The organism is Stappia sp. ABD4_338 (assembly GCF_056312175.1).
In genome coordinates this window covers 631,165-648,007 of the sequence record NZ_CM149982.1, presented here as the reverse complement: position 1 = coordinate 648,007, position 16,843 = coordinate 631,165, and the positions used below count along the sequence as shown (strand labels likewise).

Genomic DNA, 16,843 nt, shown 5'->3' with positions numbered 1-16,843 from the left:
CAGTTTCAGGCCGCGCCGCGCAGGCGGTCGATGCTGAGCGGACCGGGGCCGGCGGCAGCGAGGTAGAGGAAGGAGAAGCAGTAGAGCGCGGCCAGCTCGCCACCGTTGAGGATCGGATAGAAGTTCTGCGGCGCGTGGACCATGAAATAGGCGACCGCCATCGTGCCGGAGGCGAGGAAGGCGGCCGGGCGCGTGAACAGGCCCAGCACGATCAGTGCGCCGCAGACCAGTTCGATGATGCCGGCGGCACCACCCATGGTCATCGGCGAAACGCCGGACATCTGCGTCACGGGCAGGCTCAGGTACTTGCTCGTGCCGTGCTGGAGGAAGAGCGCCCCGGCCATGATCCGGAACACGCTGAGCAGGAAGGGCGAATAGGAACGAAGAAAGATCATGTCGGTCTCCGGATGATAGCGCGCGACAGCGATGGACACAGGTTCCCGCCGCACCTTTAAAGCACGGGTTCAGGCCACCCTATCAAGCCGATCCTCGCCACCACAGCCCTTCCTTGCAGCCGTTTCCCGGCTGTCCACCGTTTGGGCGGTTGGCAACGCCCCTTGACCTTCCAGTTACAGGAAGGATCAGATAGGAAAAACAGGAACAGGAGACCGTCACGATGAACATCGGCGAGGCGGCCGCGCGCTCCGAGCTGCCGGCCAAGACGATCCGCTACTACGAGGACATCGCGCTTGTGCGCCCGGCACGCGCGGCCAACGGCTACCGCGACTATTCCGAGGAGGACGTGCACCGGCTGCGCTTCGTGCAGCGCGCCCGTGGGCTCGGCTTCACCATCGAGGAATGCCGCGCGCTGCTCTCCCTCTACGACAACGAGCAGCGCGCCAGCGCCGACGTGAAGCGCGTCGCACAGGAGAAGATCCGCGAGGTGGATCGCAAGATCGCCGAGCTCCAGTCCATGCGCGCCACGCTCTCACGACTGGTCGAATGCTGCCACGGCGACGACCGGCCGGACTGCCCGATCCTCGACGACCTCGCCCGCTGAACGCCGTCTCAGTTGAGCGGAAAGCCGCGCTCGCGCCACTGGGAGCGCGGGATGGGCGCACCGACCCGGAAGCTGAAGCGCTCGACGCGGGTGATCTGCTGATTGAGCTCGCAGCGGAAGGAGAGCTCGTACCATTGCCCGGCGGCACGGAACGCCGCCCGGCGCGGCTGCAGCACATTGCCCTCGAGCTGACGGAACGAGGGCAGGATGTCGGCGTTGTAGGACGGCGTCGCCATCTGCAACTGACTCTTAAGTTCGGTCGTGCACAAGGAAGCGGCACGCATCACGCGCGACATTCCACGCATGGCTGTGCGGACGCGCGGGTCGTTTGACACGGCATGGGAAAGGATCCGCCCGCCCGACTGGCCGATCCCGGAGCCGGGAACGGAAACGCCCGGCGGCAACTGGTCGTCCGGCACGGCCTGGGTCCGGCTGGCCTGGGCAGGGGCAACCCGCGCCCGCGCCGCGATCTCCGCGATGTCGGCGGGTTTTTCGCGCGGGACCCCGCTTGCGGCCGTGCCTGGCTCTCCGGCCGGCATCCCGAGCGTGTCCGTGTCACCGTCCGAAGGACCGGCCTCCAGAACCTCCGGCGCCGAGGCTTCGGGCGCATCGGCGTTTTCGGGAGCATCCGCATTCTCCGGCCCCTCGGGCATGTCCTCGACCTCGGCCGACGTTTCGTCGGCGGCCTCCGCCGACCCGTCATCGGCCTGGTCCGCCGGCTCCCCGGCGGCTTCCCCCTCCCCGTTGGCGGGAGCATCCTGCGCGCTGCCGCCATCGAGTTCGCGATTGCCGCTGTCCTCCTCGCCGAACTCGGTCACCGGCTGAGGGACACGCATATCCTGACGCTCGGGAGCCTCCGCCCCGGGGGACTGCGGCGATGCGGCGGGCTCATCAGTCGAGGGCTGATCTTCAGCCGCCTCCTCCGAAGCCGGCTCGTCCGGCGTCTGTTCCTCTTCCCGTACCTCGGGAGCCCCGGGCTCGGGGACCGCCTCGGGTTCTGCTTCCGGTTCGGGCTCAGGCGCGGCATCCCGGGCCGTTTCCTCGGCCTCCGGCGTCTCGGGGGATGCCTGCTCGTCTTTCCGGTCTTCGGGGCTTTGCTCTTCCAGATTCTGCTCTTCGGGCGGTGGCGGCGCCTCGGGCTGTTCGTCTTCCCGCGCGACCTCTTCCTCGGCTGCCTTTTCCTCCGCCTCGGCCAGTTCTTCCGGCGAGACCATGGTCACCTCGACCGGTTCTTCCCGAATGGCCGGCAGTGTCCGTGAGGCCTCGATACCGTGAACCAGCAGATAGCCCGCCACCAGATGCAACAGGATCGAGAGCGCGAGGCCCGCGCCCATGTACCTCATCCAGAAGGGTTCGGGTGTGTCCATGCCCCCTCTCCTATCCGCTCTCGCATCAAAATGGGAGGCGGTGCGTTCACCCGTGTCGCGGTCTTGCGCGGGGCTCGCGGACCTTTCGGGCGAATGATCGGAGGGCATGACCTGATCCGGCATGAAGGAGCGTCGTCAGTTCGGTGAAACAGCAGCCCGGAAGTCCCGGATGAACCGGCCATCGGGCGTCCCGTAGCCTTCCGCCATCAGATGCGACCCGGGTTCCAGCGTGGCGCGCAGGGTCTCGTCGAGACGGCAGACCTGGGAATACATCCAGGGAAGGTCGGCAAGAATGATCCGCGAATAACATCCGCGACTGGCTTTTGCACGCGGATCCTTTACCGCACAGACCTTCGACATTCGTTTGCCGGACGTCAGGGCGGCCACGATCGGCGGACCGCTCGACACCGTGTCGACCGTGCCGATCCCCAGCACCAGAAAAGCGAAAACCACCGCGATCCACTTGCTCGTGCGGCTGAGCGGCGGCACGAGGGGAAGCCGGTCGAAAATGTCAATGTCGCCGGCAAGCGCAAGCCCCAGGCAGGCGAGACCGACGGCAACGCCGGCGCCCCAGGCAAGAGGCGCGACACTGGCGACATAGCCGGGTGCGGGAATGAAGCCGACACCGTGAAACGAGCTGGAGCAGTGGACGAACGTCGTGGAGACGAGCAGGCAGCAGACGGTGATCACGCCCCATGCCGGACGGCCGGAGGGTCCGCCTGCTGCCATGCCCTGGTCTTAGCTGTCGAGGAACGAGCGCAGCTTGCGCGACCGCGACGGGTGCTTGAGCTTGCGGAGCGCCTTCGCCTCGATCTGGCGGATACGCTCGCGCGTCACCGAGAACTGCTGGCCGACTTCCTCAAGCGTGTGGTCGGTGTTCATGCCGATACCGAAGCGCATGCGCAGCACGCGCTCCTCGCGCGGCGTGAGCGAGGCCAGCACGCGGGTCGTCGTCTCGCGCAGGTTCGACTGGATCGCGGCATCGATGGGCAGGACCGCGTTCTTGTCCTCGATGAAGTCGCCCAGGTGGCTGTCTTCCTCGTCGCCGATCGGCGTCTCGAGCGAGATCGGCTCCTTGGCGATCTTGAGGACCTTGCGCACCTTCTCGAGCGGCATCTGCAGCTTCTCGGCCAGTTCCTCCGGAGTCGGCTCGCGGCCGATCTCGTGCAGCATCTGGCGCGAGGTACGCACGATCTTGTTGATCGTCTCGATCATGTGCACCGGAATACGGATCGTGCGGGCCTGATCCGCGATGGACCGCGTGATCGCCTGCCGGATCCACCAGGTGGCGTAGGTCGAGAACTTGTAGCCGCGCCGGTACTCGAACTTATCGACCGCCTTCATCAGGCCGATGTTGCCTTCCTGGATGAGATCCAGGAACTGCAGGCCGCGGTTCGTGTACTTCTTGGCGATCGAGATCACGAGACGCAGGTTGGCCTCGACCATCTCCTTCTTGGCGATGCGCGCCTCGCGCTCGCCCTTCTGCACCATGGACACGATGCGGCGGAACTCGGCCGTCTCCAGCCCCGTCTCGGACGCAAGGTTCTGGATTTCCTGACGAAGCTCCCGGATCATCTCCTTTTCCTGGGCGACGAAGTTCTTCCAGCCCTTGGAGGCAAGGTTCGCGACCTTGCGGATCCAGTTCGGATCGAGCTCGTTGCCCTGGTACTGCTTCAGGAAGTCGCCGCGATCGACGCCATGGCTGTCGGCAAGGCGCAGAAGCCGCCCCTCGTAGCCCATCAGCCGCTTGTTGATGTCATAGAGCTGCGCGACCAGCGCGTCGATGCGCTGCTGGTTGAGCGACAGGCTCTTCACGTCGACGATGATCTCTTCCTTGAGCTTGCGGTAACGGCGCTCCTGGGAAGGCGACAGCGTCTTGTTGGCCAGCTTGTTCTCGACGAGCTGGTCCTGCAGCCGGCGCAGCTTCTTGTAGTCGTCGGCGATGCGGTCGAAGGTCTCGAGAACCTTCGGCTTGAGCTCGGCCTCCATCGCGGAAAGCGAGATATTCGCCTCGAACTCGTCGTCGTCCTCGCCGTCGCCGTCACCCTCGCCCTGAGCCTCGCCGTCGCCCGAGGAGCCTTCCTCGCGCTTGGCATTGCCGGTCGCCGAAGCGGGCTGGGCCGGGGTCGCGCTGCCCGAGGTCTCCTCGGCGTCGTCCGAGTCGTCGTTCTCGTCCTCGGATCCCTCGGCCTTGAAATCGGGGCCGGCATAGGTCGCCTCGAGGTCGATGATGTCGCGCAGGAGGACCTTGCCCTCGTTGAGCTCGTCACGCCAGATGATGATGGCCTGGAAGGTCAGCGGGCTTTCGCAAAGCCCCGCGATCATCGCCTCGCGACCGGCCTCGATGCGCTTGGCGATGGCGATCTCGCCCTCGCGCGACAGCAGCTCCACCGAGCCCATCTCGCGCAGGTACATGCGCACCGGGTCGTCGGTACGGTCGGCCGGCTCCTTGGCAGCGGTCTTCGTCACGGCGGTCGGGCTGACCTCCGCGATCTCGCCACCCTGGCTTTCCTCCGCCTGGGCTTCCTCCGCCTCTTCTTCCTCGATGACGTTGATGCCCATGTCGGAGAGCATCGCCATCGTGTCCTCGATCTGCTCGGACGTCACTTCCTCGGAAGGAAGGACCTCGTTGAGCTCCTCGTAGGTCACGTAGCCGCGCTTCTTCGCGACCTTGATCATCCGCTTGACGGCGGCATCGGACAGATCCAGAAGCGGACCGTCAGAGCTCTCGCCCGGGGTTTCCTGGGAGTCTTCCGCCTGGGTTGCTTTCGCTGCCATGTTTTTCTCCGGCCCGCCGGCCCGCACAGGGGGCCTTGCGCTGTCGCTCATCAACTCTGTCCGGTCCGCCCCGGCCTCTCATCCCGCCTCGCGCGCCGCTTCGCGAGATCCGGACGGGCCACATGCGAACCTGCCCCGCGCACCGGACACGGTCCGGAGGGGGAACTGAATTCACACATTTAGTCGGTGACCGTTAAGTGCCACTTAACCCTGCCATTCGTTTTGACAAGTCGCAGGATCACGCCACCACGCATCCCCGCGGACAACGCGGTGACGGGCGGAGGACCCGGCCTCAGGGTTTTCGGGCAGCCCAATGACTTCCTGTCGCTGTTGGCATCTGGTGCTCGCGGGATCGCATGTCCCATGACCGGCCGTGCGCGACGTTGTTTGCTGCCTGAGGATCCTATGTAGCGCAGACGGCTGGATTCGCAAGAGTGATTCGTGGCCCGTCAATCGATTCGACGCACGGTTTGCGCGGTCCCGGGCCCGGCAACGGCCCCTACCCCCGAGCGCCAGCAGCCGCAGCGAGCCCCGACATGCTTGCCGGGCGCGCGGCGCGAATCACCCTGGCCCGGTCCGCAAGCTCCTGTTCCGCGCGCGCGCATTCCTCCCGCCGCCGCGCGAGGTCCTGCGACTGTGCACGGATGCGCTCCCAGCCGGTCTCGTCGAGACTTTCCGAAAGCGCCGCCATTTCCGCGTCCAGATCCTCCGCCAGGGCGCGCGTTTCCAGGACGTCGAGCAGGTGGCAGAACAGGTCCTCGATGAAATCGGGCGGCGGATCGTGTCTCAGGATCGGCAGCCGCTGCAGCAGGTCGCGGAAGCGCGACTGGCCGCGCGCGGCCGCCTCGCGACTTCCCGGCGCCTGCCCCTCGGAGGCTTGCCCGTCGAGCGCCTCGGAAAGGATCTGGAAGAAGCGCTGGTCGAGGGTCTCATAGAACCCGCTGACCGGCACGTCCTCGAGATCCGTGGCGATGCGGCAGAGTTCGTCGCGAAATCCCGCATGCAACGTGTCGCCGAAAACCGCGCTGCTCACCCGCTCCACATGACGTTCGAGCAGGTCCGGATAACGCAGGCACAGGCCGCACAACGTACGCTCGTTGCCGAACAGCGAACTGTCGGGCAGGTCGGAGCCGCGCGCCGGCGCCGCCGGCTCGCCGAACGGCACCGCACCGCCCTGGCCCGCACGCCGGTTCTGCGAGCCCTCGCGCCGCGCCCGCCCCTGCTGATAGAAAAGGTTGGAAAGGCGCAGGCGGATGTCGAGCTGATAGCCGCGCCGCACGCGCTCGTCCGTGATCGTGCGCGTGAGGTCGTCGAGGGCCTTTTCCAGCGCGGCCCGGCGCTCGGGCGTGTCGATGCGCGCGGCCTGCACCTCACGCTCCCACAGCACGTCGATGAGCGGGCGCGCCTCGCCGAGCTGGGCCGTGAAGGCGGAAATGCCGCCCTCGTTGATCAGGTCGTCCGGGTCCTTGCCGTCCGGCAGGAACACGAAACCGAAGGAGTGACCGCTTCTCAGCCCCGGCAGGATACGGTCGACCGCGCGATGCGCCGCCGAGACACCGGCCGCATCGCCGTCGAAGCAGATCACCGGCTCGGGCGCGAGACGCCACAGCCGTCCGACCTGCTCCTCGGTGAAGGCGGTGCCAAGCGCGGCGACCACATTGCCCATGCCCGCCTGGGCGACCGCGATCGCGTCGAGATAGCCCTCCACCACGATCGCCTGCCCGCTCTTGTGGGCCGGTTCGCGCGCGCGGTGAAAGTTGAACACCATCTGCCCCTTGTGGAACAGCGGCGTCTCCGGCGAGTTGAGGTATTTCGGCTGCCCGTCGGGATCGAGCGTCCGTCCGCCGAAGGCGATCACCCGGCCCCGGTCGTCCTGGATCGGGATCATCAGCCGGTTGCGGAACCTGTCGTAGGAGGCGCGCCCGTCGTCCGGCCGGATCACCAGCCCCGCCTCGATCATGTCGGCTTCCGGCACGCCCTTCGACACCAGGTGGCGCTTCAGCGCATCGCGCGCGGAAGGGGCAAAGCCGATGCGGAACTCGCGCAAGGTCTCGGGCTTCAGCCGCCGGCGGGCCACATAGGCGCGGGCAGCCTCCCCTCCCGACAGCGTGAGCTGCTCCTGGAAGAAGCGGGCCGCCATCTCGCAGATCTCGGCGAGGCCGGCCCGGCGTTCGGCGCGGGCAGCCTCACGCGGATCGGGAGCGGGCAGCGGAACGCCCGACTGTTCGGCAAGCCGCTCCACGGCCTCCGGAAAGGCCAGGCCCTCCGTTTCGGTCAGGAAGCGGAAGTGGTCGCCCGAGGCACCGCAGCCGAAGCACTTGTAGCGCCCGCGCCGGTCGTCGACGTGAAAGCTCGGCGTCTTTTCCTGATGGAACGGACAGCAGGCCCAGAAGTCGCCGCGCGCGGGCTGCGACTTGCGCCGGTCCCACGACACCCGCCGCGCGACGATTTCCGACAGCGGAAGCCGCGCACGGATCTCGTCGAGAAGACTGGGCGAAAAACGCATGACCGCTTGTCCGAACGTTGTGAGGGGCGCGCCGCGCCGGAGGGCCGCAACACGAAAGGCCCCGGCTCTTTGCGAGAACACCAGGGGCGAAAGGGTACATGGGTATATCGGGAGCGCCAACAAGACCGCAATCCCGCGGACGTCGGGAGAGCACGGGCTCCCTCGAAGCCGGGCTTTTCCGCCTCGCGGGCCTGTTGACTATGCGGGAAAACGCAACGCGCCGCCCTACTCGGTGCGCAACAGGTCCTTCACCACGCAGCTCGCGCGCACGAAATCCATCTGGCCGGGATAGCGCTGCTTGAGCGCGTTCATGCAGCGCCCCATGTCGCGCAGCCCGTTGGCGGAGATGTCGCGCACCACGTCCTCGCAGGCGGTCTTCATGGCCGTGTCGTCGAACTGGCGCGGCAGGAACTCGGCGATGATGGCCATTTCCTCGCGCTCCTGCTCGGCAAGCTCGAGCTGCCCCGCCTCCTCGTAGTCGCGCACGGATTCCTCGCGCTGGCGCACCATCTTGTTGAGGATGTCCAGGACATCGGCCTCGGGCAGGCCGTCGGCTCCCATTTCGCGCGCCCGCGCCTCCCTGTCGCGGACGGCGGCAAGCACCAGCCGCAGGGTCGCGGCCCGTCGCTTGTCGTCACTGTCCACGGCCGCCTGAAGCGCCGCATCGATCTGTTCACGCATGGTTTGCCCTGCCATTTGCGCCACACCTGGATTGCCGGCGATACCCCAGGAACCGCCAGAGACCAAGACCCTCGATATAAATTATTGATTTTTCTAGGTTATTTTTAACAAGCTGACAGTTGACCCCTCAGCGCGCATCCCATAGATTGCCGCGCAAGATGCACCGTTGACAGCCAAGCCTCGTAACGTCAAGGCGCGTCGACCGTGACAATGTCATCGAACCGACCGGGAAAGCAAGACAATGACGACCGCAGACGTCTGGTCCGCGACGCCGACCACGGCCGTACTCGTTCTGGCCGACGGAACCGTCATCGAGGGCCAGGGCCTGGGCGCGACCGGCCAAGCCTGCGCCGAGGTGTGCTTCAACACCGCCCTGACGGGCTACGAGGAGATCCTCACCGATCCCTCCTATGCCGGGCAGATCGTGACCTTCACCTTCCCGCATATCGGAAATGTGGGGACGAACGACGAGGATGTCGAGACCGTCAACATGGCCTCCGCCTCGGGCGTGCGCGGCGTGGTGGTCAAGGCCGACATCACCGACCCGTCCAACTACCGCTCGGCACGCCACTTTGACGCCTGGCTGAAAGCCCGCGGCATCATCGGCATGTCCGGCGTGGACACTCGCGCCCTGACGGCGCTGCTGCGCGAGAAGGGGGCGGCCAATGCCGTGATCGCCCACTCGCCGGACGGACAGTTCGACATCGACGCGCTGAAGCAGGCCGCCGCCGCGTGGCCCGGCCTCGTCGGCATGGATCTCGCCAAGGACGTCAGCGCGACCCAGAGCTACGGATGGTCGCAGACCTCCTGGCGCTGGGAGCAGGGCTACGGCGAAAAGCCGGATGGCGTGTTCAAGGTCGTTGCCATCGACTACGGCATCAAGCGCAATATCCTGCGCCTGCTGACCGACGCGGGCTGCGACGTGACGGTTCTGCCCGCCACCGCCACCGCCGAGGACGTGCTGTCACGCAACCCCGACGGCGTGTTCCTGTCCAACGGCCCCGGCGACCCGGAAGCGACGGGCGAATACGCCGTCCCGGCAATTCGTGGCATCGTGGAAAGCGGCCTGCCGGTCTTCGGCATCTGCCTCGGTCACCAGATGCTGGCGCTCGCCGTGAACGGCAAGACGACCAAGATGCACCAGGGCCATCACGGCGCCAATCATCCGGTCTTCGACCGCACCACCGGCAAGGTCGAGATCACCTCGATGAACCACGGCTTTGCCGTCGACGCGAAGAGCCTGCCCGAAGGCGTGGAAGAAACCCATGTCTCGCTCTTCGACGGCTCGAACTGCGGCCTGCGGCTTGTCGGCAAGCCGGTGTTCTCGGTGCAGTACCACCCCGAGGCGTCGCCGGGCCCGCGCGACAGCCACTACCTCTTCCGCCGGTTCACCAACCTGATGCGCGAGCGCAAGGGCGAGACGGCGATCCCGGAAAAGGACGCGGCCGCCTGAGGCCTTGCGCAGAGCCGGGCCGGAAGCGGCACGCCAGAGATGACACGAACGGCCCGGCGATCTCTCGCCGGGCCGTTTTTCGTCGTGGATCGCACGGTCCCGCGGAAGCGAAAGCCCTTCGGACACGAAAACGCCCGCGGACGATGCCGCGGGCGTTTTCGTGTCCAACGACCGGCGGAGCCGGTCTTGCATGTGTCTGCGTGCCAGGGGTCAGTCCTGGTCGCCGTTCGCCTCGATGAGCCCGTCGAGAGCCTTCACGACGCCACGCATTTCCTTCACCTGCTCCTCGATCTGGGCGAACTGCTCCTGCAGGAGGTCGTCCTGCTTGGAGCACATGTCGCGCAGCACCTTGAGCTGGCCGATGCGTCCGGTACGCCCCTCGAGAAGCGAGATGATCTCGCGGATCTCGACAAGCGTGAGGCCCAGGCGCTTCGCCTGCAGGATGACCTTCATCCGCCCGACGTCGCGGGTGCCGTAGAACCGGCGCGCGCCCTTGCGCTCCGGCCGCAGAAGCCCCTTCTCCTCATAGAACCGCAGGGCGCGAAGGGTTACCCCGAACGACTCGGACATCTCCGCGATGGAGAGCTTGGAGGCATTGGGGTCGTCAGCTTCAATCGGCCCGGCCAGATCCGGCCCGAAGACCGCACTTCTCGACAGTTCCGTCATCATCAAATTCCGTCATTCCCGATCATTAACGCGCACATTCCCCCGAAAGTCGCGTGTCAATCCCGACTATGGCATCATCACCAAGACGAGGCCTTAGCCAAGCGCGCCAATTTTTTATCCGTACGTACAAAAACGCACGATTTTGCACATAAACCGCAAATATGACGCAGCGGGCCGCGACGGAAGATAGGCCGGACTCAAGCTCTGAGGTCGCGCGACGGCACATTCCGCCACGCTGTTTGGCGTAAAATGTCAAGTTTCCGCTTGAGAACAACGCCGATACCGCAATGCGGAAAATCATGCGGCGCCATGTTTTACACGATCAGTAATTTTATACGTATAAAAATTAAAATATTTACTTGATGTAATCTCGCAATCAAGAATGCTCCAGACCAAGAATAAGCCCACAACTAGCGATAATTTATACTTGAAACATTGCCACAGGTTTTAGCGCCCCGCCTCTGCGGGCACGGCGGAGGTCGCTCCCGCCCCGGCCGGACGGCTCTACTCGTCGCGCGGCACGACGGCGTTCGCCTGACGCCATTCACTGGGCGGACAACCGAACCAGCGCCGCGCCGCGCGCGAGAAGTTTCCAACGGCCGAGAAGCCGAGACGATAGGCGATCTCGGACATGGGCAGGTCGGTCAGCGCCAGCAGGTCCGCCGCCATGCGCCGGCGTACGCCTTCATGCAGTCCGTGGAAGGTCAGGTCCCGCTCCGCGAGACGGCGTTGAAGGCCTCGCGAGCTCATCGCCAGCGTACGCGCGACATCAGCCACCGTCAGGTCCGGCGCGGAGATCCTGGCGCTGATCGCGTCGCTCACGAGGGCAATGAAGTCCTCCGCCCGCCGCCGGTCGTCGAGTCGCCGGCGGTTCAGGTCGCAAAGCGCCGCGAAGAGGTCGTCATCACGATACGGATTTGGCGCTCCCTCCCCCGAAACCCGGAACACCAGCCGGTTGCGGGAAGCCCCGAACTGGATCGGGGCGGCGTAATGCGCGTCGTGCAGATCCCTGGACGCCGGCTCCTTGCGTGCGATCTCGGCGAGCGAAAGCTCGACCCGACCGCCACCGATCCGCATGAGCCGTGCATGCACCTTGCTCATCATACGGTCGGTCATCTGGTCGACACAGACCAGCGCGTCGGGCAGCCGGAAGGCAAGGGAAGCGTCCTGACCCGCGATCCGCGCCTCGACATCCGTCACGTCGCACACAATGTGCATGTAGCGTGCCGTCGCCTCGAGGGCGCCGGCAAAATCGGGGGCGTAGCGCACGGCCATCGCCACCGTTTCCTCGGGTCCGGGGCCGAGTTCGCGCGTCCAGTTGAGACCAAAGCAGTCATCATCCGCGAGCCGCGCGGCGACCTCAAGGGAGCGCGCATGATCGCGCAGACTGATGTGCCCGCCAAGGGACGCGTCGCTACGTTGTCCTTCCATTCCGCTTTGGCGCAGCACGGTCTCGTAGTCCACGCGGCGCACGCGACAATAGTCGGCGAGGCCCAGTTGGGCGCGACCGTGAATGAGAAGGGTGTCCGTCGAAAGACGCTGTTCGGCGTCTGAAGGCATGGGCGGGTCCGGTTAGACGGGACGCGACCACCAGGCGCGGGCGCGCAGGTTGCATCCCACTTGCACTGCACGATCTATCAAGGAAATCGCCACAAGACCAGCGATGGAATTGTCATTATCACCCTGTCACCGTCAAACTGCGTCGTGACGGAGTGCCGTGGCCAGGCAAGCGCGCACTCCGGCCCCCTTGCGGGAATTGACTTTGGTCCCGTAAGGGCGGAAACAGTCGGCGCACTGAATGCGCATCCGGCCGTTCACCCGGGCCGGATCGCCTGTCATGGAGATCCGCCGTGTCCTCGTCCCGCCCCTCCTCGTCCGGATCGACCGCCCCGACGCGGTCCCGCGAAGCGCCTGCCGCGGAAAGCGACACCATGACGCCCGAGCGGTTTCGCGCCTGGCGCAAGCGGCTGGGTCTCAAGCAGAAGGAAGCCGCCGACCGGCTCGGGCTCAAGAAGCGCATGATCCAGTATTACGAGAAGGGCGCGCGCGACGGACGGCCCGTGGAGATCCCCCTCGCGGTGCGTCTCGCCTGCTATGCGATCAGTGCCGGCGTCACCGACTTCGATGGCCGCGCCACCTCCCGAACACCTCTCGGGGCCACCTCCCCGGCCACTGTCGCGGAGCCCGCGGACGTCGATATGCCGGATGTGCCCCCCGCCGCGCGGACCTGAGGGACCATCGCCGGTTCAAAGAGCAAGGGATGGGGTTCCCCGGACCGGTCTTTTTCCCTATAAGGCGCGCTCAGCCGAACACTTTGCACGACCCGAAGCCTCGACCGCTTCCGCACCACTGGCGCGGCGGCGGCTGATCCCTGCGAGCCTCACATGCCCAAACGCACAGACATCTCCTCCATCCTGATCGTCGGCGCCGGGCCGATCATCATCGGACAGGCCTGCGAGTTCGACTATTCCGGCACGCAGGCGTGCAAGGCGCTGCGAGAAGAGGGCTACCGGGTCATCCTGGTCAACTCCAATCCGGCGACGATCATGACCGACCCGGATCTGGCCGACGCGACCTACATCGAGCCGATCACGCCGGAGATCGTCGCCAAGATCATCGAGCGCGAGCGTCCCGACGCACTGCTGCCGACGATGGGTGGCCAGACGGCCCTGAACTGCGCCCTGTCGCTGCAGAAGATGGGCGTTCTGGAGAAGTTCGGCGTCGAGATGATCGGCGCCACCGCCGAGGCCATCGACAAGGCCGAGGATCGCGAGCTGTTCCGCGAGGCGATGACGAAGATCGGCCTCGAGACGCCGCGTTCCCGCCTGGCCCACTCGCTCGCCGAGGCGCTCGACGCCCTCGACGACATCGGCCTGCCGGCGATCATCCGCCCGTCCTTCACGCTTGGCGGCACGGGCGGCGGCATCGCCTACAACCGCGAGGAATATCTCGACATCATCGAGCGCGGCCTCGACGCCTCGCCGACGACCGAGGTTCTGGTCGAGGAATCGGTGATCGGCTGGAAGGAGTACGAGATGGAGGTCGTCCGCGACAAGGCGGACAACTGCATCATCATCTGCTCCATCGAGAACATCGACCCGATGGGCGTGCACACGGGCGATTCGATCACCGTCGCGCCTGCGCTGACGCTGACCGACAAGGAATACCAGATCATGCGCGACGCGAGCCTCGCGGTCCTGCGCGAGATCGGCGTCGAGACCGGCGGCTCCAACGTCCAGTTCGCGGTGAACCCGGAGAACGGCCGGCTGATCGTCATCGAGATGAACCCGCGCGTGTCGCGGTCCTCCGCGCTGGCGTCCAAGGCCACCGGCTTCCCGATCGCCAAGGTCGCGGCGAAGCTCGCCTGCGGCTACACGCTCGATGAACTGGAGAACGACATCACGGGCGGCGCGACGCCCGCCTCCTTCGAGCCGTCCATCGACTATGTCGTCACCAAGATCCCGCGTTTCGCCTTCGAGAAATTTCCCGGCGCCGAGCCCATTCTGACGACCGCCATGAAGTCGGTCGGCGAGGTCATGGCCATCGGCCGCTCCTTCGCCGAGAGCCTGCAGAAGGCGCTGCGCGGCCTGGAGACCGGGCTCAACGGTCTCGACGAGGTCGAGATCCCGGGCCTTGGGCAGAACGACGACAGGAACGCCATTCGTGCGGCCCTCGCCCTGCCGACGCCCGACCGCCTGCTCAAGGTCGCCCAGGCCTTCCGCCTCGGCACCGACCTGGCGGACGTGCACCGCGCCTGCCATATCGACCCGTGGTTCCTGAGCCAGATCGAGGCCATCGTCGCCACCGAGGAGAAGATCCGCACCCACGGCCTTCCCGACGGAGCCGATGCGCTGCGCCGGCTGAAGGGCATGGGCTTCTCCGACGCGCGCCTGGCCTCGCTCGCGCGCCTCGACGAGAATGACGTCGCGCGCCTGCGCGCCAGCCTCGACGTGCACCCGGTCTACAAGCGCATCGACACCTGCGCGGCCGAGTTCGCATCACCGACCGCCTACATGTATTCGACCTACGAACTGCCCTTCGCCGGCGCCCTCGCCGACGAGGCGCAGCCCAGCGAGGCGAAGAAGGTGCTCATTCTGGGCGGCGGACCGAACCGGATCGGCCAGGGCATCGAGTTCGACTACTGCTGCTGTCACGCGGCCTTCGCGCTTCAGGACGCCGGTTTCGAGACCATCATGGTCAACTGCAACCCGGAGACCGTCTCGACCGACTACGACACCTCGGATCGCCTCTACTTCGAGCCGCTGACGGCCGAGGACGTGCTGGAGATCGTGCGCACCGAGCAGTCGAAGGGAACGCTGCACGGCGTCATCGTCCAGTTCGGCGGCCAGACGCCGCTGAAGCTCGCGGCGGCGCTGGTCGAGGCGGACGTGCCGATTCTCGGCACCACCCCGGACATGATCGACCTGGCCGAGGACCGCGACCGCTTCCAGAAGCTGCTGCACCGCCTCGGCCTCAAGCAGCCCGAGAACGGTATCGCCTATTCGGTCGAGCAGAGCCGCCTGATCGTCGCCGACCTCGGCCTGCCGCTGGTGGTGCGTCCCTCCTACGTGCTCGGCGGCCGCGCCATGCAGATCATCCGGGACGAGGAGGCGCTCAACGCCTATCTGCTCGGCACCCTGCCGGAGCTGGTTCCAGGCCACGTTCGCGCCAAGTACCCGAACGACAAGACGGGGCAGATCAACACGGTTCTGGGCAAGAACCCGCTGCTCTTCGACCGCTATCTCGACGGCGCCATCGAGGTCGACGTGGACGCGCTTGCCGACGGCAAGGACGTCTTCGTCTGCGGCATCATGGAGCACATCGAGGAAGCGGGCATTCACTCCGGCGACAGCGCCTGCTCGCTGCCACCCTACTCCCTCTCCGACGACCTCGTGGCCGAGCTCAAGCGCCAGACGGAGGCCCTTGCCCGCGCGCTCGAGGTCGGCGGCCTGATGAACGTCCAGTACGCCATCAAGGACGGGGAAATCTACGTGCTCGAGGTCAATCCGCGCGCCTCGCGCACGGTGCCCTTCGTCGCCAAGACCATCGGCGCGCCGATCGCCAAGATCGCCGCCCGCGTCATGGCCGGCGAGCCGCTCGCCTCCTTCGGGCTGAGCGAGAAGAAGCTCGACCATATCGCGGTCAAGGAAGCGGTGTTCCCCTTCGCCAGGTTCCAGGGCGTCGACACCCTGCTCGGCCCGGAAATGCGCTCCACCGGCGAGGTCATGGGCCTCAACGGCACCTTCGAGATCGCCTTCGCCAAGTCGCAGCTCGGCTCGGGGACGCGCGTGCCGACGAGCGGCACGGTCTTCGTCTCGGTGCGCGACAGCGACAAGGAGCGGGTGCTGGATCCCATCGCCCGACTGGCGCGCGCCGGCTTCAGGATCATCGCCACGCACGGCACCCAGGCCTTCCTGGAGGAGCGGGGGATTTCCTGCGCCCGTGTGAACAAGGTGCTTGAAGGCCGGCCGCACATCGTCGATGCTATCAAGAATGGAGAGGTGCAGCTCGTCTTCAACACGACGGACGGTGCCCAGGCCCTCTCCGACAGTCGCTCGCTTCGTCGGGCGGCTCTGCTGCACAAGGTGCCCTACTACACGACCCTTGCCGGGGCCGTTGCGGCCGCGAAGGGGATCGAGGCTTACGCCTCGGGCAACCTTGAAGTGCAGCCTCTTCAGGCCTACTTCGCGTAAACGTCGCGAAGCGACCTGAACCGAATGCGTTTCGATCCGGCCGGGACCCTCCCGGCCGGACGTTTGTCTGCTTGCCGAAGACCGTCGGACACCGGCGGTCCGGACCGGCGGACGCGGATAACGAGAGAGGACGCCCGTGGGCGCGACCCTGTCGGGAGCGCGCGGGCAAGCCCTGAAGAATGAAAGGGTCGAAGACCTATGGACAAGGTTCCGATGACGAACGCGGGCTATGCGATGCTCGAGAAGGAACTGAAGCAGCGCATGAGCGAGGAGCGCCCGCGCATCATTCAGGCGATTTCCGAGGCACGCTCCCACGGCGATCTGTCCGAGAATGCCGAGTATCATGCGGCCAAGGAGCAGCAGAGCCTGAACGAGGGCCGCATCAGCGAGCTTGAGGACAAGCTCGGCCGCGCCGAGGTGATCGACGTCAGCAAGCTGTCGGGCGACACGGTGAAATTCGGCGCCACGGTGACCCTCGTGGACGAGGACACCGAGGAAGAGAAGAAGTACACCATCGTCGGCGACGTCGAGGCGGACGTGAAGCTCGGCCGCATCTCCATCTCCTCGCCGATCGCCCGCGCGCTGATCGGCAAGTCGGTTGGCGACAGCGTCGAGGTGACCGCGCCGGGTGGCGCCCATGCCTATGAGATCATGGAAGTGAAGTTCGGCTGAACCCGCCCTTTCGGGCATCCGGCGGCA

At 66.2% G+C, this 16,843-nt stretch carries 13 protein-coding genes; 5 read left to right on the top strand and 8 right to left on the bottom strand.

Annotated elements, in window-relative coordinates; translation table 11 throughout:
• Positions 1–5 precede the first annotated feature (5 nt).
• Positions 6–395, bottom strand: a complete 390-nt coding sequence (locus tag ACYX4S_RS02895) for a DoxX family protein (RefSeq protein ID WP_476361824.1) — start codon at positions 393–395, stop codon at positions 6–8.
• A 221-nt stretch (positions 396–616) separates the two neighbouring features.
• Between ACYX4S_RS02895 and cueR the strand changes: the two genes are divergently transcribed.
• Positions 617–1,000, top strand: coding sequence for a Cu(I)-responsive transcriptional regulator (cueR, locus tag ACYX4S_RS02890; RefSeq protein ID WP_476361823.1), 384 nt, complete (start codon positions 617–619; stop codon positions 998–1,000).
• An 8-nt stretch (positions 1,001–1,008) separates the two neighbouring features.
• On the opposite strand, the gene ACYX4S_RS02885 is transcribed toward cueR, so the two are convergent.
• The 5 genes from ACYX4S_RS02885 to ACYX4S_RS02865 form a co-directional block, all read right to left on the bottom strand.
• Complete coding sequence (locus tag ACYX4S_RS02885) at positions 1,009–2,367, bottom strand: DUF930 domain-containing protein (RefSeq protein WP_476361822.1); 1,359 nt, start codon at positions 2,365–2,367, stop codon at positions 1,009–1,011.
• Positions 2,368–2,502: 135 nt separating this feature from the next.
• Positions 2,503–3,096: a hypothetical protein gene (locus ACYX4S_RS02880; RefSeq protein ID WP_476361821.1), complete on the bottom strand. Its 594-nt coding sequence runs from the start codon at positions 3,094–3,096 to the stop codon at positions 2,503–2,505.
• Positions 3,097–3,105: 9 nt separating this feature from the next.
• Positions 3,106–5,145 (bottom strand): RNA polymerase sigma factor RpoD, encoded by a 2,040-nt coding sequence (rpoD, locus tag ACYX4S_RS02875; protein ID WP_476361820.1) that lies wholly within the window; start codon positions 5,143–5,145, stop codon positions 3,106–3,108.
• A 499-nt stretch (positions 5,146–5,644) separates the two neighbouring features.
• Positions 5,645–7,651 carry a DNA primase gene (gene dnaG / locus ACYX4S_RS02870; protein ID WP_476361819.1) on the bottom strand — a complete coding sequence of 669 codons (2,007 nt, stop codon included), beginning with the start codon at positions 7,649–7,651 and terminating at the stop codon, positions 5,645–5,647.
• Between the two features lie 225 nt (positions 7,652–7,876).
• Positions 7,877–8,332 carry a GatB/YqeY domain-containing protein gene (locus ACYX4S_RS02865; protein ID WP_293724089.1) on the bottom strand — a complete coding sequence of 152 codons (456 nt, stop codon included), beginning with the start codon at positions 8,330–8,332 and terminating at the stop codon, positions 7,877–7,879.
• Between the two features lie 241 nt (positions 8,333–8,573).
• Here ACYX4S_RS02865 and carA point away from each other — a divergent pair, with 241 nt between their 5' ends.
• Complete coding sequence (gene carA / locus ACYX4S_RS02860; RefSeq protein ID WP_476361818.1) at positions 8,574–9,785, top strand: glutamine-hydrolyzing carbamoyl-phosphate synthase small subunit; 1,212 nt, start codon at positions 8,574–8,576, stop codon at positions 9,783–9,785.
• 210 nt (positions 9,786–9,995) lie between these two features.
• On the opposite strand, the gene ACYX4S_RS02855 is transcribed toward carA, so the two are convergent.
• On the bottom strand, positions 9,996–10,451 hold the full coding sequence (locus ACYX4S_RS02855; RefSeq protein WP_476361817.1) for a MerR family transcriptional regulator: 456 nt from the start codon (positions 10,449–10,451) through the stop codon (positions 9,996–9,998).
• Between the two features lie 504 nt (positions 10,452–10,955).
• On the bottom strand, positions 10,956–12,011 hold the full coding sequence (locus tag ACYX4S_RS02850; protein WP_476361816.1) for an AraC family transcriptional regulator ligand-binding domain-containing protein: 1,056 nt from the start codon (positions 12,009–12,011) through the stop codon (positions 10,956–10,958).
• Between the two features lie 290 nt (positions 12,012–12,301).
• Between ACYX4S_RS02850 and ACYX4S_RS02845 the strand changes: the two genes are divergently transcribed.
• The 3 genes from ACYX4S_RS02845 (at position 12,302) to greA (ending at position 16,816) form a co-directional block, all read left to right on the top strand.
• On the top strand, positions 12,302–12,682 hold the full coding sequence (locus tag ACYX4S_RS02845) for a helix-turn-helix domain-containing protein (protein ID WP_476361815.1): 381 nt from the start codon (positions 12,302–12,304) through the stop codon (positions 12,680–12,682).
• A gap of 153 nt (positions 12,683–12,835) precedes the next feature.
• Positions 12,836–16,144: a carbamoyl-phosphate synthase large subunit gene (gene carB, locus ACYX4S_RS02840; protein ID WP_476361814.1), complete on the top strand. Its 3,309-nt coding sequence runs from the start codon at positions 12,836–12,838 to the stop codon at positions 16,142–16,144.
• Positions 16,145–16,342: 198 nt separating this feature from the next.
• On the top strand, positions 16,343–16,816 hold the full coding sequence (gene greA, locus ACYX4S_RS02835) for a transcription elongation factor GreA (protein ID WP_293724079.1): 474 nt from the start codon (positions 16,343–16,345) through the stop codon (positions 16,814–16,816).
• Positions 16,817–16,843 lie beyond the last annotated feature (27 nt).

What these genes read in the sequence shown, in the direction of transcription:
- carB (WP_476361814.1), top strand. Translation starts at nt 12,836, where the DNA reads ATGCCCAAACGCACAGACATCTCCTCCATCCTGATCGTCGGCGCCGGG.
- carA (WP_476361818.1), top strand. Translation starts at nt 8,574, where the DNA reads ATGACGACCGCAGACGTCTGGTCCGCGACGCCGACCACGGCCGTACTC.
- ACYX4S_RS02880 (WP_476361821.1), bottom strand. Translation starts at nt 3,096, where the DNA reads ATGGCAGCAGGCGGACCCTCCGGCCGTCCGGCATGGGGCGTGATCACC.
- rpoD (WP_476361820.1), bottom strand. Translation starts at nt 5,145, where the DNA reads ATGGCAGCGAAAGCAACCCAGGCGGAAGACTCCCAGGAAACCCCGGGC.
- ACYX4S_RS02885 (WP_476361822.1), bottom strand. Translation starts at nt 2,367, where the DNA reads ATGGACACACCCGAACCCTTCTGGATGAGGTACATGGGCGCGGGCCTC.
- ACYX4S_RS02865 (WP_293724089.1), bottom strand. Translation starts at nt 8,332, where the DNA reads ATGCGTGAACAGATCGATGCGGCGCTTCAGGCGGCCGTGGACAGTGAC.
- greA (WP_293724079.1), top strand. Translation starts at nt 16,343, where the DNA reads ATGGACAAGGTTCCGATGACGAACGCGGGCTATGCGATGCTCGAGAAG.
- ACYX4S_RS02850 (WP_476361816.1), bottom strand. Translation starts at nt 12,011, where the DNA reads ATGCCTTCAGACGCCGAACAGCGTCTTTCGACGGACACCCTTCTCATT.
- dnaG (WP_476361819.1), bottom strand. Translation starts at nt 7,651, where the DNA reads ATGCGTTTTTCGCCCAGTCTTCTCGACGAGATCCGTGCGCGGCTTCCG.
- ACYX4S_RS02855 (WP_476361817.1), bottom strand. Translation starts at nt 10,451, where the DNA reads ATGACGGAACTGTCGAGAAGTGCGGTCTTCGGGCCGGATCTGGCCGGG.
- cueR (WP_476361823.1), top strand. Translation starts at nt 617, where the DNA reads ATGAACATCGGCGAGGCGGCCGCGCGCTCCGAGCTGCCGGCCAAGACG.
- ACYX4S_RS02895 (WP_476361824.1), bottom strand. Translation starts at nt 395, where the DNA reads ATGATCTTTCTTCGTTCCTATTCGCCCTTCCTGCTCAGCGTGTTCCGG.